The organism is Streptomyces sp. A5-4, assembly GCF_051131715.1.
In the GTDB taxonomy this organism is placed as follows: Bacteria; Actinomycetota; Actinomycetes; order Streptomycetales; family Streptomycetaceae; genus Streptomyces.
Genome location: NZ_CP178591.1, coordinates 7223303 through 7246149, shown reverse-complemented (window position 1 = coordinate 7246149; position 22847 = coordinate 7223303). Strand labels below are relative to the sequence as shown.

The window sequence follows — 22847 nt, the reverse complement described above, 5'->3', positions numbered from 1 at the left end:
GGAGACCTGCACTCCCCCCATTGGTGGCGATGGAGCCCCGCTGCACATCGCCACCCGATCGCGCTCCGCGCGATCCAGCCTGTCCCCCACCTGTGCTCGGCCTCTCCGGCAGCATTCGTCACCCACCCCACCCGCTGCCGGAGGCAGCAGATGAACCAGGAGCAGAAGCAGGCACAGGCACAGAGCGTCAGTTGGTCGACGAGGAATGGGCCTCGCGGTCGGCCACGAGCGCAGCCGCCCGGTCGAGGAGGAAGGGCCGGCCGTTGCGCCGCTCGCTGTGCTTGGGGCGTGCAGGAATGACGTCGAGCGCCACCTTGTAGAGCAACCACGCGGTGTCGCCCGTCGAGTACTCGACGCCGAGGGCGCTGTAGGCACGCAGTTGCGTCCGCATCCAGCCGTAGAGCGAGGCGAGAACCGAGAACTCCCAGCGGGACATGTCGTGGTTGAAGTCTCCGGGATCCCGGAGCTGGTGGTGTGCACTGGCCAGGGTCTGCTCGACGATGGCCTGCGAGTACGGGATTTCGGGCATGTCCTCGGCGGTGTCGACAGCTGATGCAGAAGCACCGGAGCTGTCGCTGGCCCTCACGGCTAGCTGCGCGTAGAGGTCCTCAATGGAGGCGAAGGCCGGCGCGGTAGTTGCTGCGTCGACGTGGACGACGATGCGACCGGGTACCGACTGGCGGGTGAAAGTCGCCCAGTGGTCCAGGAGCAGCTCGTACCAGCCGTGTTCCTCACGCAGGACACGCTTGCCGGCGGCTACGGGTAAGTCGTGGAAGTTCTTCGGCAGCGGCATGACGAGATGGAAGCCCCGGCCGGACATCGACAGCTCCGAGTAGAGGATGCCCGGCAGCCGCAGCAGGTCTGTGGCCACACCTGGCGGGCAGTCTGCCTCGATGTCGAGGACGAGTAGCCCGTCTGTCTGGGCTTGGAGGTAGAAGGCGGTGTTCGCGGCGTTCGGTATCGCCGCGGTGAGTTCGTCGAGGGTGAGCAGGCAGGTCTCGTCCAGAGCAAAGGCTCCGCGTAGTGGGCCGGCGTGCTTGCAGCTGGACGTGCAGCCGTCGAGCAGGTGGCGTACATCGATCGGGACCTTGCGCTTCTGCGGCTTGGTGGGATCGTCGGAGGTCTCTTCCCCGATCTGTCCGGAGATGGTCCACCGACAGGCACTGGCTAGAGTGCGGATCGCGGGGTTGCCGTAGAAATGCGGGAACCAGGCATGAGGATCGGCTGGAGTCATCGTGGCGCGCGCACTTTCGATCGGAGGGGTCAGGAGGGGGAGAGAAAGACAGGGCCCCCGCACTGCACGGATGCGAGTACGGGGGCCTTATCGACGGTCAGCGTGGATCAGCCCTGGTAGGTGATCCCCACCTCCTGGGCCGGGCCGGAGCCATTCCGAGGGCCGGTGGCCACGGGCGAGCCCACGGCCGAACCGGCGTCCTTGAGGGAGGCGTTCTCGACCTCAAGACGCGCGAGCTTCTGCTCCAGGGTCTCCTTCTGGTCAGGAGCCGGAGCGGCGACAGGCGCGGGAGCAACAGCGACGTTCGCCGGGGCGGTCTGAACCGCAGCCTGCGCGGCCACGGCCACGGGTGCGGACACAGGCTGCGGGGCCGGGAAGGACAGGCCCTCCTCGACCTCGGTCGCCACCGGGACGGCGGCGGCAGGGGCAGCACCGGCAGGAGTGGCCTGAACGGGGCGCGGCGTGCCGTTGAGCACGATGCCACGCGCAGCCAGCTCAGCCTGGTCGACGCCGCCGGTATTGTAGTAGCGCGGCGCCTCGTGAACGATCACCTGTTCGAGGGCCAAGCCGCGGTTGTTGAAGTTCTTCGGCTTGTAGGTGCGCAGCACGAGCGTGACGTCGAGGCCCTGCGCAAGCTCGTGGCCGGACTCGTCCTGATCGTAGGTGCCGTCGCCCTTCAGAGAAGGGATCACGATGACCGGCAGGGTGCTGCCCTTGGAGTCGATGGAGTAGTTGGGTCCGGCTTCGGGCCGCTTCGGGGAGTCGTAGCGGCGCTCGGAGACGAACTGCTCCTCAAGGGTGGGGTTGTTCGGATCGGCGAACTGGACCTCGGCGTGAATGATCGTCGCGGTGGTGTGCGGCTTACCGATGGGGTTCATGCCGTTCTTCGTCTTGCGCTGGTCGCTGGTGACGAGCTCCGCGCCTTCGATGAGGCGGGCGAGTACGGCGAAGCCGAGCTTCCCGCGGATGAAGACGTTCTTGCCCTCGGCGATCTGGCTGGCGGAGATGGAGTAGCTGGTCATGATGCTGCGGTTCCTTCGCTCGGTCTGGCGGTCGGCGGTTCAGGGGCCCATTGGAGCCCTATCAGACAGGCTTCGGACTGCCATACAGGCCCTTATTCTATCAACTTCGATTCATCTACGAGTAGAATGTTGATGTCGGTCACGAATGGTTTGTGCGCGTTATTCGGAGAGGAGTTGGGGCAGGGATGACCGCTACGGTTCAGAGGCCAGTGGGGACGGCGCTGAAGCCGTCGGGCAGATGAGAGCACCTGCCGGGAGTCACGTGGGCCCGATGGGCTTCGGCAACTAACCCGTCAGCGTCATGGTGGGCGGAGCGGCACTCTTCGCCGGGTGGGGCCTGACGCAGCTCGTGACGTCCGACGGCGGCCTCATCCAGGCGCTGCAGGGCAATCGCGCCCCGGTCGAAGCACCGGGGAGTCCCGGCGAGAGGACCGCCGGAGGTGGCAGCGCCCAGCAGCCGAGCGAGGGCGGCGCGGGAAAGCAGGACAAGAGCGGGGCGAGTCAGGATCCGGCGCCCGGTCGCGGCGACGAGGACAAGCACAACGGATCGGGTGCACCGACCGAGGCGAAGCCCGCGCCGAAGGCGATGCCGTACACCATCAAGTCAGGCGATACGCTCATCGCGATCTCGGGGACGACGGGGGTGCCGATCGGCATTCTGGTCGAGACGAACAGAACCCAGAACCCGGATCTCATCTGTGCGAGGGCTTTGCTGCTCATCCCGCCGGTGACGACCCGGCAGGACGGTACTGCCGTGTACCGAGCCTGATTCGATGCCCTGACTGCCTCGTGGCGATCAGAGCATCGTCGTCTTCTCAGGTGGAGGATTCTGCTTCCCGGCGAGCCTGCAGATCCATCAGTCGTGATGCGCGCTGGTGCCGTGCCCGGGGAGAACTACATAGCCGTACCCAGTGCAGCCGCTAGACCTCGTCGTTCACGGACCGGATGCCACCAGAGCGCAGTCCTACGGGTATTCGAGCTTGTACTCGCCGAGCAGCTTGACCGCTAGGTCGTCCATGCTCAGCGGTTTGCTCATGGATTCCGCTCATGGGAGTCGACGGTGTCGAAGACGAACCGCGTGACCCCGTAGGGCTCCCCGCGAGGCGTCACCCGGGGCCGGCGTAAGCCGGTCCACGGCCTGCCTGCACTCGGCCAGGCCTGTGTTCGACACCCGGATCAGCTGCGCTGATCCCCTCCCCTATTGCGAAAATGCGGCACTGTAACAACGTCAGAGATCAGGCGACCCCACCGGCCAGGCTGTCGATGGGATCGCCTGAGGGACAAGTTCGTGGTCTTTCACGCCGCATCAGTGTCATCGGACTCACCCCTGCCAAAAAGGAATCCGCGGACCTCGCCGTTCTTCATCATGTCCTGCAGATGCGCCAGAAACACCACGCGCTGCGTAGCCCGGCGATCGGCTAAGGGCTCGTACTCGCGCAGTACCTCCAGGTTGACGACCCAGCCGTTCTCGCGAGAGATGGCCTGGTAAAGGTGAGAGTCCGGCACGACGTCCATGCCGGTGAAGGCGTGATCGAACTCGGGCGTGATGTCGAGGTGTTGATTCGGCTCGTCGATGTAGAGCGTGTCGACGCCGACCTGCTGGCCGGCCTTGTCGAATGCCACGAGGAACAGACGGTCTGCCCTGGTGGTGTTGTCGACGTGGACCGCTGCAACATTCGCGTCATCGATGAAGCCCGTCTGCCTGAACCGCTCGGACACGCGAGCACGAGCCTCATGGCACCACATGATGCGCCGGGCTTCGTTGAAGCCTTTGAACTCGTCAGAGTTGGACGCTTCTGAGTGGGGGTGGATCATCGGCGTGCTCCTTCATATGCGAGATTCGGGAGGTTTGCGGTGCCAGAGGGCGTAATGGCTAGGACACACGCCTCGAAGCAGCGAGCCTCTCCCGTCCTTCATTGCGGCGCGGCAGGACCTCTCAACGGAGGATCACTTGCACAAGCAACGCTACGCATATGCAACAGGTGGCGCCATTACACCTCTGCACAGACCGACCGGTTGGATGTTTCGGCTCTGCACCTAACAGTCACCAAGCAGCCATCTGGGAGTGCAGGTGTGCACCTTCTGCGAGATGTTCACCTCGGGGGTGCACACCACTGACGCCGGCGCCCCAGGGCAGCCAATCAATTGACCACCAAAGCCTGCACCAGTGTCGACACCGCACGCTCAAGACCTTGCCCCACAGTCAGGCTCTTCCGACCGAGAAGGCCAAGTCCATCTCCACCAGCTCCGACTCACCGCACAAGCAGAATGATGTGCGAGCTTCGACATTGAGGGGATCCCACCCACCTCAGACACCCGTGACCCCGCATGCGGCTCACGCATAGGGGGTCACGATTCACTTTAGCGAACGAAGGAGCCAGCTGACTGGACTCTCGGCCTGGCTCAGGCCACAACTCGCAAACCGTCATCGGGGCGATCCGTGAGAGGGCCTTGACCCAAGGCCCCTAGCCGACTGGCCGTACCACGGAGATTCCCCTCACGACCGTCCGGCCAGCGTGCAGCGGCACCGTCCGCCGCCTCTCTGGTCAACCCGTGGACCAGCCCGGCAGAGCCTCCAAACGGCGGCGGCGGTCCTCGGGCTGCTTCTCCTCCCGGATCAGCTTCTTCTGCTGAAGCATCCACCGGTAGATGCCAATGCCGTTGATCGACTGATCAAAGGGCACCTTGATATCGTCGTGCTCGGCCGCCCAGGCCGCGAGAACGTCAAAACTTGCTTCCCACTGAGCGGCGATGCCGTCCCAGACCCGCTCAGGACGTTCCTCCAGGGTCTCTGCCTGCGCGGGGGGTAAAGTGCCCTTGCGGTAATCAGCGCGCTTCCTGGTGACGGTGTGCCCGAGAGCGAAGACGATGCCGTCCTTCTCCACCTTGTACGCCTGCGGAACCCGGGCGTGCTCGTGCTCGGCGGCTATCCAGCGGAAACTGCTTGCCGACTACGAGGTTGCCATCGGTCGAGCAGCCGGAGTCCGGCCAAACTCGGCCGGAGGTTCTGGTGAAGATCACGAGGTCGTCGTCCCGGATGGCTGCGACGGCCTGCTGCATGTGGCGGGGCCGCTCGCCGAACAGCACGATGTCTGGGCGGGTGCGCGTGATGCCGTCAGGAGCGACTGGAGGCGCAGTGCCGGTTGACACATCGCCGGGCACGTAGTTGGACAACGGGCTGTTCTTCCTCAGCCGGCGGGCCTTGAGGATCGTGCCGTGAGCTTCGAGGACCCGGGTGGATCCTGCACGCTGGTGTAGGCCTGCCGCGAATTCCGAAGCGCCGCGATACTCGAACCGGCATGACCAAAGGGGTCACGAGATGAGACTATGCAGCGAAATCTGAGTTCTGGAAGAACAAGCCGTCAGCGTTCCCAGGGGTGGGCCGGTGGGTGAAGGGGCCGCACGTTCCTGGGTGTCCGGCGCCGGGCTTGCAGTTGAACAGGATCGGGCGGCTACGGCTCTTGCGGCAGACACGGGGGCTCATGGCGTGCGCCTACGGCAGTACGGCGCGAAGCCCGTTGGTGAGCAGGGCCACGGCCGCAGACAACTCGCGGGGCGTGGTCAGCGCGCCCAGCTGGGCGGCCGCAGCCGAACTGCTCTGCCCAGCAGCGGCATTGAGTGCCGCCTGAACGGCATGGCGGACGGTTTCCGTAACACGCATCTGGACTTCGGTGTCCTCCAAGTCGGCAGCTGTGACCTGCCCGCGCCCCATGAGACGGTTGGTCCTGGAGGCGACATCAAGCGTGGTGAGCGCGTCGTCGTCCGCTGCGGGGGCGAGAGCGGAGAGGTTCGCGCCGCCGAAGGCAGTACGGAAGCGTGACGGGCAGTGGGTGTGAAGGTTCATGGCGAGCTCGGCGGCGAGGCCGCGGACGGCTACCAGACCGTAGGTGTTGGCCAGTTGCGTCATGAGCCCGAGCGCTGCGTGAAGATCCCCCTGTCTGAGGGCTATCAGGTAGGCGTCAGTGACGGTGCGTATGAATTTCTCGGGAATCGCTGTGCTGGACACGGTGTTTTCCCCGTTCGGGTGTTCGGGTGGTTGCGCGCCGGCGAACTCGCGGGTGATGGGGTTGTCCCAGTCGTGATCGGTCATGAGAGCGCTGCTCCTTGGGCTTGTTGGGTACGGCAGCTGACTGTGGCCAGCAACGAAACTGCCGGTGGAGCTGGGCTGGTCGCTCCAGCACGGCCCAACCGGCAGGCGGGTGTTTCCACTGGCTCCCGAGCCGGCTGTGCCGGCCCAACGCTTGCGCTTCAGAGCGCATCGTCGAACCACCCATCGTGGTCACTGAGGTCGATCACCACTGATTGGCCCGTCGCACTGTCGGTGGCACTGACGACGCAGGTATCCCCGTCAGTGGCACCGTCGCGGTCGAACTGGTCCGCCCAGACCTGGCGAAAGGCCCCGAGAGCTGTGCTCCCTTCAGCGTCGATCTCCCAACTCACCAGCGGAAATCAGACCGCCGCGAGGAGCTTCAGAGGATCCGCCATAGGCTTGCATCGCAGGACCGAGTCAGTGCAGAACTCGCTGACGTGGACACGAACGTGGTGCCCCAGAAACGAGCAGCCGGGATCTTCGTCAAAGCGTAAGAGCCGTCTCTTTCGGGGTCGTGGAACGGGCGGCAGAGCCGACCCTGCGTCGTTCAGGCGTCGAGTAGCACGCAGACGGGGCACTCGGGTGCCCCGGGCGACGCGTTGCGCTGCACGGTGTAGCCGCACAGGCAACCGTGGGACGTGCCGTCGCTCACGTGCATGTAGGCGTCTTCCCGCCCTCGGGTCTGGTTGCGGGCATCGGTGATCTCACCGGGCTCGACGAAGCTGACACTGGTGACGCCAGTCGGGGCGAGGTTCCCAGTGATGGCCTTCTTGAGGGCCACCACATTCGGATCGTCGTCATCGACGTCCAGACCGGTGAACGTGAAGTTCTGGTCTGCTGGGTTCGACTTGGGGCTCTTGCCGGGCCTGCCGGCGGTGAAGTCCTGCATTGTGTGCTGCCACTCCTCTGTCGTGTTCTGGCACGTCCAGCGCTTCGTAGTACTCATAGCGGGCGCAGGAATACGAAAGCCCTAGAGGGATCCCATCCTCCCCAGGGCTTCTCATCGCCTCACGCCGTCGTCCGAGACCCATCAGCGGAAGAAGCAGTCGTGCCGTTCGTCGTTGCACTCGTGCGACGGGCGCTGGCCGTGCGGGCGCTGCCGGAATGGAACGTTAGGCAATCGAGCCTCCCCGATGTCCACTGGTGGCCGATGCGTGGCCCGACCGGTGCACTGACGGGTCTCATAAGTGTCTTGCTCGGTGCGTCGGCGATCAGCGACACCCTCGCGTGCGGCCGATTGCACCAGAACGTCTCGTATGGGGCATCACCGGGACTCGGAGAGACCCCTGACGTGACGTCGACGTACAACCAGGGAACGGGACGGGTACGCGAACACCGGCCCGTTCCGGCATCGCCCCCACCCCCGGGTCGGCTACGCCGACCCAGACTCCTGCGGCCAGCGCCCGTGGGGCGCGAAGCCGAGGGGGCACTCCGTCAGCCATCGGAACGTGACGTGAGGCGTTCCTCCCACGGGACGAGCGTGCGGCCTCGATGGCGAGCACCATGCGGCCGATCGCCGATCTGCTCGACCTGGGCAAGGCCGACGCCCCGCCGAGTGACGGGACGGCTCCTCACACTGTGAGGAGCCTCGGGGCCAGGGCCTCTTGGTGTGGGTGGTCTCTCTCAGGCGATGCGCTGACAGATCGTGCTCCCAGAGAGGGGTTCAGCTTTCAGACCCGCTTGGAGGCCCAGAGGTCGTTGAGGTCCTCGCGGATCTCTGCCTCCAGGGCCGCGAGAAGCGCCTGCTCGGCGTTGAAGTCCCCGGAGACGGCCTCAATGAGGTCGTCCTGGACCTGCTGCTTGCCAGCGAGCACCGAGGGGATTCGCTCATCCTGCGTGCCCTTGGCGATGAGCCGGTGGACGGTCACCGGCTTCGTCTGGCCCGTGCGGAAAAGCCGGCCGTTGGTCTGCAGGTAGTGCTCGAGCGAGAACGGCAGTGTGTACCAGATCAGCGTCGAGCCGCCGTGCTGCAGGTTCAGGCCGTGCCCGGCAGCGGCAGGGTGTAGCAGCATCACCGGGATCTGCTTGGCGTTCCACCGGCGGACCATGTGGCGCGAACTGTCGAAGGCCTGCGCGTCGATGCCGGCCCTCCGGAGCCGCATGAGTAGCTGCTCCTTGTCGGACTTGAAGTGGTAGGCGATGAGCACGGGGTCGCCGCCGTTGTTCCGCACCAGGTACTCGGTCATCTCGATCTTCTTGTCGTGGATGACTTCGTACCGCCCCTTCGTGGTCGGGTCGTCAGGATCCGCGCTGTAGAGCGTGCCCGAGGCGAACTGCATCAGCTTGCTCGTCAGCACCGCCTGGTTCGCGGCAACGATCGATTCGACGCTCTGCGTCAGCTTCCCGTCGTCGTCGGTGAAGGTCTGCACGATGTCCAGCACCAGGTCGCGCTTGAAGTCCTTGTAGGCCTGGAGCAGGTCCGGCGGAAGCGTGACGTTGACGTCCTGGATGCTGAGCGCCGGGAGCTGCAGGCTCGTGTTCCGCGCGCTCATCACCAGATGCGAGATGGCCTGATGGATCTCAGCCTCGGCGTTCGGCGTGGGGATCCACTTCGCCGGCGTCGTGGTGCCGGGCACCATCTTCGGCGTGAACCAGCGGTTGCGGTACGCGGTGATGTTCTCTCCCAGCGCCCTGCCTTGGTCGAGCAGGTAGACCTGGCTCCATAGGTCATGTAGCGAGTTGTGCGTCACCACGAAGTCCTTGGTGAGGAACAACCCCACTTCTGCGGCGACCGTGATGCACTGTGCTGGGGCAGTGCCGACGGGCTCGATGCTGCGGATTGCCCTCTCGCGGACACGCCAGCGCTTCTCCCAGCTGCTCGCCTTCCTCGTCAGCCGAAATGGGTTCACCGGCAGACCGAAGGAGAGGACATAGTGGCGGCGCATCATGGAGAATTGGCCGGACGGCATCTTCTGAGGGCCTTCGCGCTGTTCGAAACGCTGAGTGACATAGCCACCCAGGGACCAGATGAGGTGCTTCACGCCCGCAGCCAGCTGTGGCGACGAGGTGCTGAACTGCGAAGTCGATCCACGGCCGGTTTTGCTGGAACCATCGGTGTCACACAGTCCTCGCAAAAGTTCGAGCCGAACGCTCTCGTCGTTCCACATGTAGGACTCGGGGATGAATTTCTCCCAGCTTCGCCGGCCATACAACCCGAGTTCCTTGAGTGCCTTCTTCACAGGGTTGGGGGCTTGTCCCCTGCGGGGCCCGGGCATGCTGCCCCCGTGCTTCCCGGTCGTGATGTAGTAGGCGTGAGCCTTCGAGTCCTTACGAGGGGTTTTGCGAGAAAGTCGCATCCCTGAGGGAAGTGCATCCTCGACGTACTGCCTGATCTCGTCGTCCATGGTGGTGAAGGACGGACAGTGGCTGATGTTGCCATCACCAAGAAGCACGCCGAGAAGGTAGGGGTCCAAGGGGACGTTCTGCGAAGGCATTCGGACCGAAGAGACCGTCGGGATGGTCCATCGCGGAGCTCCGTTCTTGTCCATGAGCCCGATCTCAAGATCGGTCGCACGGCTGCGGCTGCGCGCCTTCGTGAGCTCACCGGTGGGGATGACTAGCGGGTCAAGCTCCTTTCCTCGGCGACTGCGGCTGTTGACAGCCCAGAGGTGGTCCTCGGTGCAGTCGACGAAGGTGCCATCGCTGAAGGTGATACGGAAGATGGGCTTGTCCCCCTGGGGCCATACCCCGACGACTTCGGTTGGCTGACCATCAGCGCCGACAACAAATTCGCCGATCTGCACCTCGCCCATGGGCTTCCAACCGGTGGGCGTGAGGATCGGGCTGTCGAGTGTCAGCGCGTTCGGAGCCGGCGTTCCAGTCAGCTCGATGAGCCGGTTCATGGCCGGCCGCACCGTCGCCAGAGCCTGGAAGCGTTGCGAGTCGCGCGCCTTGAAGCCCTGGGACTCGTCGATGATGACCGTCTGGAAAGGCCAGATGATGGTGTTCTGGCCGTTGATGTTCTGGATCGGCAACTGGTCGACCAGACCGAAGCGGCACTGAGCGCAGCCTGCGCCGGAACAGGTTCGGCAGTCATAGGCTTCCCACGTCACCAGGGCTGACTTGAGCAACTCCTGGATCCACGCGCGCACCGCGGTCTTGGCGGGGGGCCGGCCGCTGGCTCTGGCGACCGTCACAGAACGGTACGTGTCGATCAACTCCTCCCGACCCGATGGCCCCTGGGCCTGGAGCAGGCCCAGGATTGCCCTCACCTCCGGCGAGGCGGTAGGAGGAGGCACTGCGCCCGGCACCGGCGTGAGCAGTTTCGTCTCCTGGGGCGACTGGGTGAGCAGTTCCTGGTTGACGAAGTACATCGTCGGAGGATCGGTGGCGACCTCCTGGAAGCGCTGGAGGCGCTTGGCTTTGGGAAGCTTCCTGTCGTTCTCGTCGACGATGAGCGACTTCGTTCGGATGGGGAAGCCCCACTTCTCGATCTCGTCGATCCAGGTGGAGCGTGCTATTGCCACGGGGGCAATGACCAGGATGTGGCCCAGCGGGCGGACGGTCTGCAGGACTGCGAGGGTTGTGAGGCATTTGCCGGCCCCGATGTCGAGCCAGGCGCCAGCGAAGGGGTGGTCGACGAGGAAGTCGTGAAGTAGCTGCTGATGCGGCATCAGCGAGATCGGGGCCGGAGAAGTAGCCGTGGTCATGGTGCTGGTCTCTATTCTGTTCGGGCGAACGGCCCTTGATGGGCTCGTCAACCGGCTGGGCGCGGTCATCGGCGCGCAGCTGGCGGCTGCCGCAGGCGGTACGGGCGATGCCGGCGTCGTCGACCGCGACGCGGTGGACGACTCGGCCGCCACCGGACGATGGCGCGGGTCCTGAGCTGGATGCATTCGGGCACGTGGGTTTCCCCAGGGCGGGCCGGGATCATCCGGCGGCAGGGGCGGGGCGGTTGGCGAGGGCATCGAGGACGTGGGCTTGCCAGAGGGTGGTGCCGTGCCCCCGGAACCGGGTTCTCCCGGCGTCCCAGCCGCACGTGCAGCGCAGGAGCGCGCGATCGTCGTCGTAATGCCACGACGGGCAGTGAGGGGCCTTGCCGTTCCACAGGACGGCGGCGTGGTCCGGGCAGCCATAGCCGACGGCCGAGGACCGGAACCAGCCCGTCTCAACCTCGGCGATGTTGAGCTGTCGGTGGCATCCCGGAATTACGCACAGACGCACGAGCGTGCCCTCCTGCTCCCATCGATGAAGAGCGTTCACGGCGGCGTCTGCGTGGGCCAGCCACTGGGACCGGGAGTGCTCCCATTCGGTGCCGGTGTGGCGGAAGGCCAGCGATCCGGCTTTCTTGGCCATGGCATCGGCGAGGTGCTGGCGCAGCCGGTCGGCAGGCTGCGGGGCGGTTTCAGGCTGGGTCATCGCTGGGCTCCTCGGGTGCGGCAGGGACGACGGGCTGCTCGTCGCCCCCGGGGGTGAAATCGGCGGCGGTGTACGGGGGGAGGCATCGACGGACCCTGACGCCTACGGTGGTCTCGATCCCGTCGTCCGTGCCGCTCGATCAGGTCGAATCAGGTGTCGTGACAGTCGCCGGGCCGCTGCTCTTCCCACTCCAGGCGGACGGCGTCTTTGTCGGACCAGGAGGCCACCCAGGCGGTGGTTGCGCCCTTCGCGGCGGTTTCGCTGTTGGTGCAGCCGATGAGGTAGTCGGACACGTTGCCCGGCTCGTACACGGCCTCCCAGTCGGGGATGGCTGCGGCGCGCGCGGTGTCAGCCCTGGTGCTCTGCGTTGATCGGAGGGGTCTTGAGGAGGTGCGCGATGAACGCGTCGACACTCGGCTTGTCGTCGACGACGTGGACCTCGGCCCCGTGCCGGCGCAACTTGGCGTGCGTGCGCTGTTGTAGCTTCCGCAGCTGACCGCCGGGGCGTTTGACCTCGACGAACATGGTGCCGCGGGGGGCGACGACGATCCGGTCGGGCACTCCCGCGCGGGCCGGCGAGACGAACTTCAGACACAGGAAGCCGTGTGCCCGGCATTGGGCAAGGAGGTAGCCCTCGATGTCCCGCTCGCGCGGGGACGTCATCGGCTCTCACTCTTCTCGTCCGAAGAGGCGGTCGGTGCACCGTACTTCAGCTCACCGGGCTCGACGAGCCGGAGGCCCGTGGAGTGTCTGTACATTCGGGAGACGCTGAGGGTGGAGTGTTTCGTGCCGTAGTGATCCCGGACTTGGGCCTCCCCGTCCGCAACGGACTCGATGACGACGCGGCGGTTGTCCTGCCGGGTGTCGAGGTTCTCCCAGATCTGGCCCGGGCGGACCAGGATGCCCTCGCGGGTAGTGTTCTTCTCCTGTTGGGCCTCGGCGCCGTCGCCCTGGGCGGAAGTGTCGGTCGGCACAGCGTCGTCACTCAGGCGCCGCCGGCGCCCACCGGGCTGGACTGGTTCAGTTGCGGCACTCACAACTCGTCGCCCCCCCCTGACGGTGTGGACGGGAGTGTGGTCTGGAACATGACGTCTCTCGATTCTCTTGCCATGGCGAGCCAGACTCGCCTTCATCTCAAATTCGACTCGGGCGCCGAGCAGCGTCGTGTCGGCGCGACCCGGCGCCCTGCGGTCCGATGGTGGTGCGGGGAGCTGATCAGGCGGCGTTCTTCCAGTTCTTTCTGAACGTCTCGTCGAGCATCTGGGTATAGATGTCGAGGTCGATGGCCCCGATGAGCTGCTCGACCCGGGAGGCCGGCAGCGTACGAAGGTCGTCGTTGATGACGACCACCGACCAGCACGGGTCGATGCCGTTGATCCGGCGGATCACGACGTCCTGGTCATCGGGCAGCAGCTTGAGGCCGTCGGAGGTGCTGGCCTCGCTGCGGTTCTTCGCCCACCCGTGGTGGCGCAGGATCTCCAGCGCGACGGGATCACGCCGTACCCCGGCGCTGCCGGACTCGCGACGCTTGCTCTGGCTGGCCGGGTTCACCTTCCACGCCCCGGCGTTGTGCAGGCTCACGGCACCCTCGGTGCCGTCGTGGACGATGAAGACCCGGTTGGCCATCTGCAGGGCCCGCGGGTTCACCAGCTGCGCATCGGCATCCTCGTTGTCGTCATGGTTGGGCCCGCCGCCGACCGGGTCGGCGGCGAACGGGTAGGTGATTGATCCACGCGACGCGGCGAGGACGTTCTGGAACAGCAGCAGCGTCCGCACGGGATCGGCTGGGTCGATTGCCTCCTCGATCATCTTCCGGCCCAGCACGGGATCGAACGGCTCGGCGAGAGCCTCCTCTCCCCTGTTGGCGACGGTCTGCAGGTATCGAGCCAGGGCGAAGTCGATCACGGCCGGGTGAGCCAGCGACTTCGTCGGGGTAGGACCTGCGTGGCAGGCCAACGTCCCACCCGAGGCGGTGATGATCGGGCTGTCGGCGACGCTCCGGTCCTCTCCGGGCGACTCCAGCTCGAGCCGGTTGTTCGAGTCCTTGCTGATGAGGAACATCAGCTCCGGTTCGATGTCGATGCCGATGGCGGCCTGCTGCTCGGCGAGCACCCGGTTGTTAGTGGCCTCATCGAAACCGTTCTCGCCGCCGACGACGGAGTAGAGACCGTCGGTGTTCGTCGAGATGATCCGCGCGCCGGCCAGCGTCTGGGCCTGCCCGATCCGCCAGCTGAACAGCTGGCCGATGATCCGCATCGAGATGGTGCGGTTGTTCATCCTGATCGGGGTCCGGTGCGCGGCGTCAGCAGCCCCAGAGGCCGAGTTGAGGATCAGCTTCGTGCCGTTGCGCAAGGTCGTGAGCCGGACCTTCTCCTCGGCGGAGATCCCCGGCTTCTTCATCTCGAAGCCCAGGCGCTCCTTCTCGAAGAAGATCGTCGTGTAGCGGTCCTCGCCCAGCTCGGGATTGTAGAACGCCCTCATGTTGCGCAGCAGGCTCGGGTAGTAGCTCGTGAAGTCCTCGTGGATGACCAGGCCTGCCGAGGTACGTGCGTACTTCGGGTGCAGCTTGGTGGACCTGTCGGACTTCGCGGTGAACAGCTCGGGCGCCTTCCTCGCCGGCTCATCGCGGTAGACGGCCTTGACCGCCGAGGCGACGGCCAGGACGACCCTGCCGTCGAGTACGGTCCCGTCGGCCAGGCGCACGTGCATCGCCTCGGTGCCCGGGCGCTGAGTGTCCAGCAGCTGTGCCGGATCACGCACTTGGTCCTGCGCGCACGCGAGCTGCTCAGCCTGGTCCGGGTCACCCTTCTTCGGCTTGCGGTACTTCACCTTCCTCGGGTCCGAGCCCAGCAGCACGAGCCGCTTGTCGACGGCCGTGCCGTCGGGCAGCGCGAGCAGGTTGTGCTGGCGCTTGGCCTCGGCGACGAAATCCTTCGCGTCCGGGTAGAGGAGCTTGGCGAGGCCGATCATGGCTGCCTGTTCTCGGTGCTCGAAGGAGTCGGCGTCGAAGACGGTCATGTCCGCTTCCGCGCCGTGTATGCCGCCTGTGCTGAACGTCGCGAAGCACGACGTCGGGGAGGCGTCACGGTGGAAGTAGGGCACGTTGTTCGGTGTCTTCGGCAGCTCGCGCAAGGACTTGGCCGGGAGGTCGAACAGGTCGCGGTACCCCTCGGAGTCGTTGAAGTTCTGTCCCTCGATCGAGCGGTAGTAGTTGACGACCTGCATGAACTGGCGGTGCGCCTGCGCCTGCGCTGGCGTCGCGGCCGGGTCCCTGGCAGGGTCGGGCGCCACGTGCTCCTCGAAGAAGCGCACGCACTCTTCGAGCACGTTGACCTGTGAGATGCCTCGCTCGTCGGCAATTTCCCTGGCCGGGTAGAGGAACGACACGGCCTCGATGTCGTTCAGCGAGGTGTACGGCGCGAGGATGCGGCCGACGAACTTCGCGGAGGACGAGTCGATGGTCAGGCGGTCCCGGCGCACCGAGCCGTTCTTGGCGTAGACGGTCTCGGAGTACTGCGCCAGCAGGCCGGCCTTGAGGTCGAAGTTGCTGGCGTAGGCCGGGTGCTGGAAGAGCTGTGCCAGTCCCAGGCAGTCGGAGACGTTGTAGGCCAGCAGCTCGTAGAGATCCTCGATCGCGGCGATCGAGGTGTCGTGGCTCAGCTTTTCGGACTCCTTGATCTGGCGGCCGAGCATCCCGAGCAGGCGCTTGAGGCTCACCTTGGTCTGCAGCTCGTTGAGACGGGCGACGTCCAGGTGCCGGCCTGAGTGCATCATGGCGCGGCGGATCTTGGCGGCCGGGCCGTCCCAGCCGAGGTAGCCGGGCATGTACTCGATGTGCTCGTTGAACAGCCTGTCGTTGTGCTCGCGCATCTCGCGCGCGGTGGTCGGCTGGACAAGGCGACCGGAGTGCGGAGCCGGGAAGGTCTCCATCAGGTAGAGCGCGAGCATGGTCATGTCGTAATTCAGCGAGTTGAACCCGGCCAGAAACGGGTGCTTCAGCGGGTCGTACTCACGATCCGTGTCGCAGACCGGGCGCAAGGTCGCCGGATAGGACGAGACCTCGCTTCGGTCGTTGACCTGGTCGGCGTTCGAGAGGCCCATCAGCTCGGCAAGACGGAGGTTGCCCCGCTCGCCGCGCAGGTTCCACAGCTGGACGCTCACCGCGGGCAGGCCCGGGTTGGAGCGCACCACGGCTTCATAGAGCGCCTGCGGGTCCACGGCGTCCGAGAGCGGCTGGACATCGGAGAGGAAAAAAATCTCCAGGTCGTCGACGGCTCTGTCGGGGTGCGGAGTATAGGCACACAGAGTGAAGGCGTCCGACAACGACTCAATGTCGTAAAAGGTGAAGCGCGCCTTCGAGGCCGTGATGGGTGTGCGCTGCGTGGTCATGGTGGGAATCTCCTTTCGTCGGTCCGACCATCAGGGCCGGTGTCTGGGGAGGAAGCACGCGCGGCCATAGATGGAGTTGTAAGAAGAGCGTCAGCGCGGGACGTCCATGAGCCAGGACGCCTCACCCATGAGCCGGGCCCTGTCCACGGGGTCTGCCGTGATCTGCGAGCGGACGATGAGGTGGTGATCCGCTGCTCGCGTGCGCCGGTCGGACATCGCCGTGATCAGGCGGCCCTGGCCGCAGGCGATGTCCGACTACGCCTGGGTGGCTTCGCCGAGTACGCCAGCAGTTTTAGTCATGGGTGCATCAGCCGTGTTCGTCAGCGGTGTCGTCGGTCGGCCCGGATGCACCCGCCTGCCGGAGCAGTCCGCGGTAGTTGGCCTGCAGCGTCGGCTGCGACTTCTTCTTCGGGTCGCTGCCGGTGTAGTTCGGGTGCATCCACTTCTTCAACTCGTACTCGGCGATGAGTACCTCGGGGGTGTGCATCATCTGGCCGGGCCGAATCTTTCGGTTCTTGTCCGGGCAGTGCCACAGGGCGTCCGGCCGGACGATCGCCACGAGGTCGGTGATGAACTGCTTGTTGCTCACCGGCGAGCCCGACGGCGAGACGTCGGCGAACCATGCCTTGTACAGGTCATAGAGGAACGTGAACGGTGCCAGGTCCCAGACCAGTCGCTCGCGGACCTCCTCCCAGAAGGCGCGCACGGGGTCGTTTGCCTCCTTGTATTCGGCCAGGACTGCCTTGGTCGCCACCGGCTCGGAGAGCTGGTAGTAGTCACCCGGAGCTGACGCGCCTGCGCGGTTGACCGCGTACCAGAAGACGTACTCCAGAACCTCACGGCGCTGGAGGTAGTCGTCCTTGATGTACTTCTTCTCGGCCCCCGTGAAGCTTTTGGTGAAGGGTACGAAGAGCTGCCGGCGGTAGAACGACTCGGACTTGTCCTTCACGCGCGGGAACTCGTTCAGGCACTGGACCATGAAGCCGAAGAACTGGTAGGCGATCGGCATCCGGTACTTGCGGTTGATCTGGATGACGTCGTTGGTCACGATCGCCTTCAGGTTGGCCGCCTTGTCGATGAAGGTGCCGACGTCGTTTTCGTCGACGATGATCGCGTTGGCGCGCACCAGCGGTTCCAGCGCGAAGTCCTTGCCGAAGTCCGAGAGCGCGATCGAGGTATGCGCGCCGCTACCGACGAGGTTGCGCATGAGCGCGCAGAGCGTGCCCTTACCGTTGTTGCCCTGCTCCGAGTAGAACCAGGCGGTCTTGCCCCAGCGCACATGCGGCCGGATGATCGCGCCGATGATCTCCCAGATCAGGTCGGCGAGGCCCTCGTCACCGGGCTGGTCGAAGAGTTCTTCGATCCAGGCGACAACTTCCCAATCTCCGTCCCCAGGATGTGTGATGACCTGCTGCGGGGCGTCGTCCACGTAGTCGACGTCGTTCTTTGTCAGCAGCACGATGCCGGGGTCGAAGGGGTGGACCTGCTTGGGCTCGAAGTGGAAGTCCTTGCCGAAGATCGTGACGTCCAGCGGCTCGGTGCCGTAGAAGACGATGCCGTTGCGCGCGGCGATGAAGTCGCGGTTCGTGCTCTGGTGCCGGCGCGGGCTGTCTTCGCGCAGGACGGCCAGGACCTCGGCGAACTCCTTGAGGGTCAGCTGGGTGTTGTACATGCGCGCCGTGGTGCGGATGTCGTCCTCGCTGGTGGTGTACGTCCCACGCGCGCGACCTGCGGCCTGGTACATCGCCAGCAGGTCGTACTCGCGGTCGGTGTCCTTGGCGTTGGGCGCGATGCGGATGACATGGTGCAGACGCAGGAGGATCTGCGCGACCTGCCAGTACGTCAGATATCTCGGCAGGGGGTATTTCAAGGCGGCCATGGCCGCCTTGAAGTTCTCGGCCTTGATGACGCTGCCCACGATCGCCAGCAGTTCCTTCTCCAGCACGCGAGGCGTCGGAGGATCGGTCGGGGCGATCTGGTCGAGGTAGGCGGCGGTGACATAGGTGACGATCTCGTTCGGCGGAGCCATGTCGTCGCGGTTCGAGAAGTACCCCATGACGCTGGCCAGGACGTCGGCGACGGGGTTGGTGCGCGGTCCGGCGTTGGAACCGGCGGCAGGTACGGATGTGGGGGCATCAGGAGGCGTCATGCTGCTGCTTTCTCGATCGTGATCGAGTTCCTGTCGGCGATGAGTGGGAAGCCGATTGAACTCGTAATCGAATGGAACGCGATCTTGACACTATGCCATCCGAGCGCCCTTTCGCAACGATTGAGCCACCCATCAACAAGAGGGTCGACTGATGTACTGGATAGTGATCAATGGGTGATCGAAAGGTCCACCGCCAGCGACTCCGTCGGGCGCATGCCGCACGGAGTCGCTGGCTTCTCGTGCTCGACCACGCACCCGCGGGCGGCGTGAGACGCCCGGCCTGCGGTCGAGGTTCGGAGGAGTTCTTCTGACCGGCCGAGTCGGCTGTCACCAAAGCATCGACTGGGCGCTCTCCAGGAGATCCCGAGAGTCACATACCCACTACGGGTATCCGAGCTGTGTACCACTTGACGTGGTACACCTGTTTTCCCAGGTCAGAGCAGTAACTTCGAGAGTTCAAGAGCAGGGTGTACCACATGGCATTTTCAACGTGGTACAGGCGTTTGCCCAGGTCAGGCAGTGTTTATATACCCCCCGTACCACTTGTACCAGGAAATGGAGACTAGATACACGCGCAGGGGGACAAGAGGGCAGACTGGCGAGCTGGGGCTGGAGCCGCCTGGATCACTCCCGACCGTGTCCCCTATGTAAACGGCAAAAAGAACGCGGTACTCGTGGTACGCGGGCGGGAAACGTCGGCTGACCTGGCAAAACGTCGTACCACGTCGACGCCCCCACGTGGTACACCCGATGCGGAAATGAGCCTCGCGGTACAGGTGTTTACCCAGGTCAGACGCTGTTTTCAGGTGCGTACCACGTCTCGTGGTACAGCCGGCAGCTCGATGCGCCCCCTGACGACCAAGTCGAGGCGGACCACCGCGCCGAGTCGCCGTGCGGCTCCCAGGTAGCGTGGCCGAGCCTCAGCGGGACTGGAAGCCGCACGGAACATCCTCGGCGTCCCGAGGCTCACAGAAGGCTCCTGACGCGTCCTTCGAGCGCGAGTCAGAACCCTGTCCGAGCCGTTCGCCCATGAGGCTCCCACTGGAAGCGAGAGGGCATTGGACCGATATTCGATGCTCATTGCGAGTAATCCGCGACAGCTGCTATCGTTGACGCCAGGTGATCGATGTTGCACTGGAACGTGAAAACAGAGAGGCCGGAGAGCATCCCCGTGGGAAGGGAGCTCTCCGGCCTCTTTGCATGTGCTGATGAGTGTGAGGCGTGGATGGCGCGAATCACCCAGGGGTGACTGTGCTCCCGCCTCGCTGGTATCCCGCATTGGGGGACTCGGGACTGCGGCTACGGGATCGCTCGTCCGCTTCGACGACGTAGAGGATCTCGTAGGAAATCGTGGTGTTGAGGTTGGGCCGGTTCTTGCTCTGGCTCTTCTTCATCGTGATCTTGCGGAAGCCGCGAACGGCCTCAGCGCGATCGAAGAACCGGCGCAGCCTCGCGTTCACGCGCTCACGGGCCTGTTCGGCCGTGATGCCCATGTCGGAGACGACGAAGACGTGCGTGTGACCGCGATCGAAGGTGGGCTTCTCACCAGTGTCGAGGTCCAGACGGATCTTCGCACGGCTGATGTCGAGCGTGTCGGGACGGACGAGCTGTCCTCGTGAGTCGTACGCGCAGGTGCTGACGATAGCCATGGTGAGATCCTCTCCTCTCCCGATGAGTACGACTGAATTGTTACTTTCAGTCACCCCCCCCCGGTGACCGGATCACCCCGGTCACCACGAGCACGCCCTCCGCACGAGGGACCCGGCGGCTGAAAGGCCGCCAGGTCCCGCACGGAGGGCGCCATCGTTATTCAGAAGAGGCTGAGTACCTCGCTCACTGCATCGCGCACTCGCCTCCCGCGCCCTGGACTGCGCCTGGCTCAGTCCCGCCGGCGACCCGCCGGTAGAGCCCCAAGGCACAACCAGCGAAGGCCAGGCACAGGAGCACCGCGGAGGCGGGGTTCGCCAGAGCGCCGAGCGCCTGTGCTGGGACAAGGGCGGCAGCGAGGTTGAAGCCCAGGTGCAGGAGCACGCAGGGCCACAGCGCGCGCGTGCGTTCGTAGACCAGGGCCAGGAGCACCGCCAGCGGCAGGGTCGAGGCGAACTGCACGGCGTTGCCGTGCAGCAGGCCGAACACCACGGCGGTGACCAGCGTGGAGGCGAGGATGTTCACCCGCTTGCGCAGCAACGAGTAGATCAGCCCTCGGAACAGGGCCTCCTCCCCCGCAGGAGCCGCGACCAGGGTGAGCAGCAGGGTCGCCAGGGTTCCAGCCGCGTGCCTGGTCTGGTTCGAGGCGTCGAAGCCGGCAGACCCGACTGTGACGTGGATCCACAAGGCCAGCGACTGACCGGCGAGGAAGGCCAGGGCCGCGCAGCCGAGGACGGTCCATCCGAAGCGTGGGATCTCCGACCTCGGCCGCGGGGCCGGCGCATACGCGAGCCACCGTGGCCGCTGGATCCTCACCGAGCCGACCAGGACGACGACGAGCATGCCCAGGACGGAGGTCGCGACGATCGGCTCTCCGATGAGGAGGACTGCGAAGGTGCCGAGGCCGAGGTAGACCGCGACGACGGCGAACGGCACGAGGGCGCACCACCCGATGCCGAGCAGACGCGAAGTGATCGGTGGCGTCGTCATGGTCTCCTCCTCTACGGGGTTCAAGCAGCCGTGGTGATCTGCTCGTTGATGACGGCCTGGACGCGGGTGTCGCCTCGGAAGGTATTCAGCTGCAGCGTCGCCGTGAAGCGCAGCGTGCCGAGTTCGGTGCGGCTGGCGCGCTGCACGAAGCTCTGGATCACGTCGAACTTCTCCTCGGCGACGTTCCACCACAGGCAGGACAGGCCGGACCGGGTGACCAGGCGCAGGTGCTGCGATTCGGATCCGATCCGGTTCACGCGTAGGCCCAGGGGCTCGATCGCGATCTCGACGACCGGCGCGGTGAAGCCGTGCCCGAAGGGCTTGAGCACGTCGGTCCGGCGCACCAGCTCGAACAACGGCTGCAGGTCCTCGAGGCCGGCGTCGCAGTCGGCATCCGGGCCGAGCACGAGATCACCGTTCGGACCATCGGTACTGACGGCGAGCCGGGCGACCTGAGTGGCCTCCTGCAGCACGGCGACAAGATCGCCCACCTTCTCGGCCTTCGCGACGCGGACGCCGCATGCCTGCTGGTGTCCGATGGCGCTGAGTCCGTCGTGCGGCTCCAGGCTGGTGATGATGTCGAACCACCCCGGCGCGCGACCGGAGCCGCTGACGAAATCGTCGGGACTGGTGGGGCGGTTGAGAACGACGACCGGGTAACCGTGTAGCTCCATCATCCGGTTGGCCAGAAGCCCGTACATGCCCGGGTGGGCGTCCGAGAAGTACACCCACGGGGCCAAGGGCTGGTCGCTGGTGGCGAGTTCTTCCATGTGTTTGATGACCAGCTGCTTGCGCAGCTCGTTGCTCTCGATCACCTGGCGGGCGGCCTTGAGCTTCTCGTCAGCACCGGCGGCCGTGAACACCGCGAAGCACGGCTCAAGCGAGGCCCCCGTGCGCCGGGGGCTGTTCATCGCCGGGGCGAGGTAGAAGCCGAAGAAGCCCTCGTCGAGGTCGTCGATGTCTCGGATCTTGCCGACCTGCGCGAAGGCCTTGAGCACGATCGCGAAGCCCTCGAAGGCCCGGAGGAAGACTGGGTGGTGCGGCTCGGTGCGCAGCAACTGCATCAGGATCGACTGTTCGACGTCGATGGCATCGGGGTCAGCGTCGAACCCACCCCAGGGATTGGGGATCGTCTTCGGCGCGGCGACGCGCAGCAGCCGGGCGATCGAGATCGCGTCGCGCACCAGCTGGCGGTTCTCGTACAGCACAGGCATGACGTCGGAGACGGTGCCCAGGCCGGCGAACAGACGCAGCAGGTGGATCTCCCAGAGCTTCTCGGGCCGGTGCACGCGGGTGTATGCCTCGATCACCTGGTAGAGCACGTGGGCGCCGCAGATCCCGGTGTGGGCGTAGGTCTCCTGGATCCGGCACGGGTCGACGGTGATGTCCGCAGTCGAGCCCGGCGCGAGCTCCTCGTGATGATCGGTCACCAGCGTCGTCCAGCCCAGGGCACGCGCGGCGGCGACGCCGCGGTGGGAGTTCACTCCCCCGTCGCAGGTGAGCAGGACCCGGGTGCCGGGCCACTTCGCCTGGATCTCGGCGATGTCCTCGGGCGCGAGCTCGTGGCCGCGGCGGTAGTCGGGCAGGTGCAGCTCGACGTCGAAGCCGAGCTCGGACAGGCCCGCGTAGCCGAGAACGCCGGAAGAGATGCCGTCCATGTCGAAGTCGGGGGCGATGGTGATCTTCTTGCCCGTAGTCCGGGCGTCATGAAGGGCCTCGACCATCTCGGCCAGGTCCAGGAGCTCATCGTGCTCGGTGGACTCGATCTCCTTCAGGTACTGATCCGACCAACCCCGGCGCTGGCACAGCAGCTCGAAGAGATCGGTGTCCTCGTCGGTGAGCGAATGGTCGTCGACGGTATAGAGCGTGGGCATGGCGGGGACCTCTCGATCCGGGTTGTTGGCCGGTGGAGCACGGGGTAGGCGCCACCCCTTACATTGCTGTGATTTTAGCAGTCTCATTCGAGAC

At 65.4% G+C, this 22847-nt stretch carries 19 protein-coding genes and 1 pseudogene; 2 read left to right on the top strand and 18 right to left on the bottom strand.

Translation table 11 applies throughout. From position 1 onward, the window contains the following. Nucleotides 1-187: 187 nt before the first annotated feature. Nucleotides 188-1234 carry a hypothetical protein gene (locus tag ACLLJJ_RS34105; RefSeq protein WP_434598325.1) on the bottom strand — a complete coding sequence of 349 codons (1047 nt, stop codon included), beginning with the start codon at nucleotides 1232-1234 and terminating at the stop codon, nucleotides 188-190. Nucleotides 1235-1341: 107 nt separating this feature from the next. Further along, entirely contained in the window at nucleotides 1342-2256 is a 915-nt protein-coding gene (locus ACLLJJ_RS34100; RefSeq protein WP_434598324.1) for a hypothetical protein, read from the bottom strand. 301 nt (nucleotides 2257-2557) lie between these two features. On the opposite strand from ACLLJJ_RS34100, the gene ACLLJJ_RS34095 reads away from it, so the two are divergent. Beyond that, on the top strand, nucleotides 2558-3025 hold the full coding sequence (locus ACLLJJ_RS34095; RefSeq protein ID WP_434598322.1) for a LysM peptidoglycan-binding domain-containing protein: 468 nt from the start codon (nucleotides 2558-2560) through the stop codon (nucleotides 3023-3025). A gap of 527 nt (nucleotides 3026-3552) precedes the next feature. Here the strand turns inward: ACLLJJ_RS34095 and ACLLJJ_RS34090 are convergent. The 6 genes and pseudogenes from ACLLJJ_RS34090 to ACLLJJ_RS34065 all read right to left on the bottom strand — a co-directional run bounded on the left by ACLLJJ_RS34090 (nucleotide 3553) and on the right by ACLLJJ_RS34065 (nucleotide 10995). Then, nucleotides 3553-4071 carry a hypothetical protein gene (locus ACLLJJ_RS34090; RefSeq protein WP_434598320.1) on the bottom strand — a complete coding sequence of 173 codons (519 nt, stop codon included), beginning with the start codon at nucleotides 4069-4071 and terminating at the stop codon, nucleotides 3553-3555. A gap of 731 nt (nucleotides 4072-4802) precedes the next feature. Beyond that, complete coding sequence (locus tag ACLLJJ_RS34085) at nucleotides 4803-5141, bottom strand: helicase associated domain-containing protein (protein ID WP_434598318.1); 339 nt, start codon at nucleotides 5139-5141, stop codon at nucleotides 4803-4805. Next, nucleotides 5083-5505 (bottom strand): annotated as a pseudogene (locus tag ACLLJJ_RS34080) (Sir2 family NAD-dependent protein deacetylase); the annotation flags it as partial. The gene ACLLJJ_RS34085 and the pseudogene ACLLJJ_RS34080, both read right to left, overlap by 59 nt. 244 nt (nucleotides 5506-5749) lie before the next feature. Further along, on the bottom strand, nucleotides 5750-6346 hold the full coding sequence (locus tag ACLLJJ_RS34075) for a hypothetical protein (RefSeq protein ID WP_434598316.1): 597 nt from the start codon (nucleotides 6344-6346) through the stop codon (nucleotides 5750-5752). A gap of 547 nt (nucleotides 6347-6893) precedes the next feature. Then, nucleotides 6894-7292: a hypothetical protein gene (locus ACLLJJ_RS34070; RefSeq protein WP_434598313.1), complete on the bottom strand. Its 399-nt coding sequence runs from the start codon at nucleotides 7290-7292 to the stop codon at nucleotides 6894-6896. 724 nt (nucleotides 7293-8016) lie between these two features. Beyond that, entirely contained in the window at nucleotides 8017-10995 is a 2979-nt protein-coding gene (locus ACLLJJ_RS34065) for a helicase-related protein (protein WP_434598311.1), read from the bottom strand. Here ACLLJJ_RS34065 and ACLLJJ_RS34060 point away from each other — a divergent pair. Further along, entirely contained in the window at nucleotides 10994-11170 is a 177-nt protein-coding gene (locus ACLLJJ_RS34060) for a hypothetical protein (RefSeq protein ID WP_434598308.1), read from the top strand. The two genes, ACLLJJ_RS34065 and ACLLJJ_RS34060, sit on opposite strands and share 2 nt — an antisense overlap. 45 nt (nucleotides 11171-11215) lie before the next feature. On the opposite strand, the gene ACLLJJ_RS34055 is transcribed toward ACLLJJ_RS34060, so the two are convergent. The 10 genes from ACLLJJ_RS34055 to ACLLJJ_RS34010 form a co-directional block, all read right to left on the bottom strand. Beyond that, the gene (locus tag ACLLJJ_RS34055) at nucleotides 11216-11704 is read right to left on the bottom strand and encodes a hypothetical protein (RefSeq protein ID WP_434598306.1); all 489 of its coding nucleotides are present in this window, start codon (nucleotides 11702-11704) and stop codon (nucleotides 11216-11218) included. A 149-nt stretch (nucleotides 11705-11853) separates the two neighbouring features. Next, the gene (locus ACLLJJ_RS34050; RefSeq protein ID WP_434598305.1) at nucleotides 11854-12015 is read right to left on the bottom strand and encodes a hypothetical protein; all 162 of its coding nucleotides are present in this window, start codon (nucleotides 12013-12015) and stop codon (nucleotides 11854-11856) included. A 37-nt stretch (nucleotides 12016-12052) separates the two neighbouring features. Beyond that, nucleotides 12053-12367, bottom strand: coding sequence for a VRR-NUC domain-containing protein (locus tag ACLLJJ_RS34045; protein WP_434598304.1), 315 nt, complete (start codon nucleotides 12365-12367; stop codon nucleotides 12053-12055). Then, on the bottom strand, nucleotides 12364-12678 hold the full coding sequence (locus ACLLJJ_RS34040) for a hypothetical protein (RefSeq protein WP_434598302.1): 315 nt from the start codon (nucleotides 12676-12678) through the stop codon (nucleotides 12364-12366). Before ACLLJJ_RS34040 ends, ACLLJJ_RS34045 begins: the two co-directional genes overlap by 4 nt. A 241-nt stretch (nucleotides 12679-12919) precedes the next feature. Beyond that, nucleotides 12920-16093, bottom strand: a complete 3174-nt coding sequence (locus ACLLJJ_RS34035; protein WP_434598300.1) for a hypothetical protein — start codon at nucleotides 16091-16093, stop codon at nucleotides 12920-12922. A gap of 90 nt (nucleotides 16094-16183) precedes the next feature. Then, the gene (locus ACLLJJ_RS34030) at nucleotides 16184-16309 is read right to left on the bottom strand and encodes a hypothetical protein (RefSeq protein ID WP_434598298.1); all 126 of its coding nucleotides are present in this window, start codon (nucleotides 16307-16309) and stop codon (nucleotides 16184-16186) included. Nucleotides 16310-16400: 91 nt separating this feature from the next. After that, nucleotides 16401-18242 carry a DNA primase family protein gene (locus ACLLJJ_RS34025; protein WP_434598297.1) on the bottom strand — a complete coding sequence of 614 codons (1842 nt, stop codon included), beginning with the start codon at nucleotides 18240-18242 and terminating at the stop codon, nucleotides 16401-16403. 1235 nt (nucleotides 18243-19477) lie between these two features. Continuing rightward, complete coding sequence (locus ACLLJJ_RS34020) at nucleotides 19478-19891, bottom strand: hypothetical protein (protein WP_434598295.1); 414 nt, start codon at nucleotides 19889-19891, stop codon at nucleotides 19478-19480. Between the two features lie 184 nt (nucleotides 19892-20075). Next, the gene (locus tag ACLLJJ_RS34015; RefSeq protein ID WP_434598293.1) at nucleotides 20076-20879 is read right to left on the bottom strand and encodes a lysostaphin resistance A-like protein; all 804 of its coding nucleotides are present in this window, start codon (nucleotides 20877-20879) and stop codon (nucleotides 20076-20078) included. 20 nt (nucleotides 20880-20899) lie between these two features. Next, nucleotides 20900-22753, bottom strand: coding sequence for a DHH family phosphoesterase (locus ACLLJJ_RS34010; RefSeq protein ID WP_434598292.1), 1854 nt, complete (start codon nucleotides 22751-22753; stop codon nucleotides 20900-20902). Nucleotides 22754-22847 lie beyond the last annotated feature (94 nt).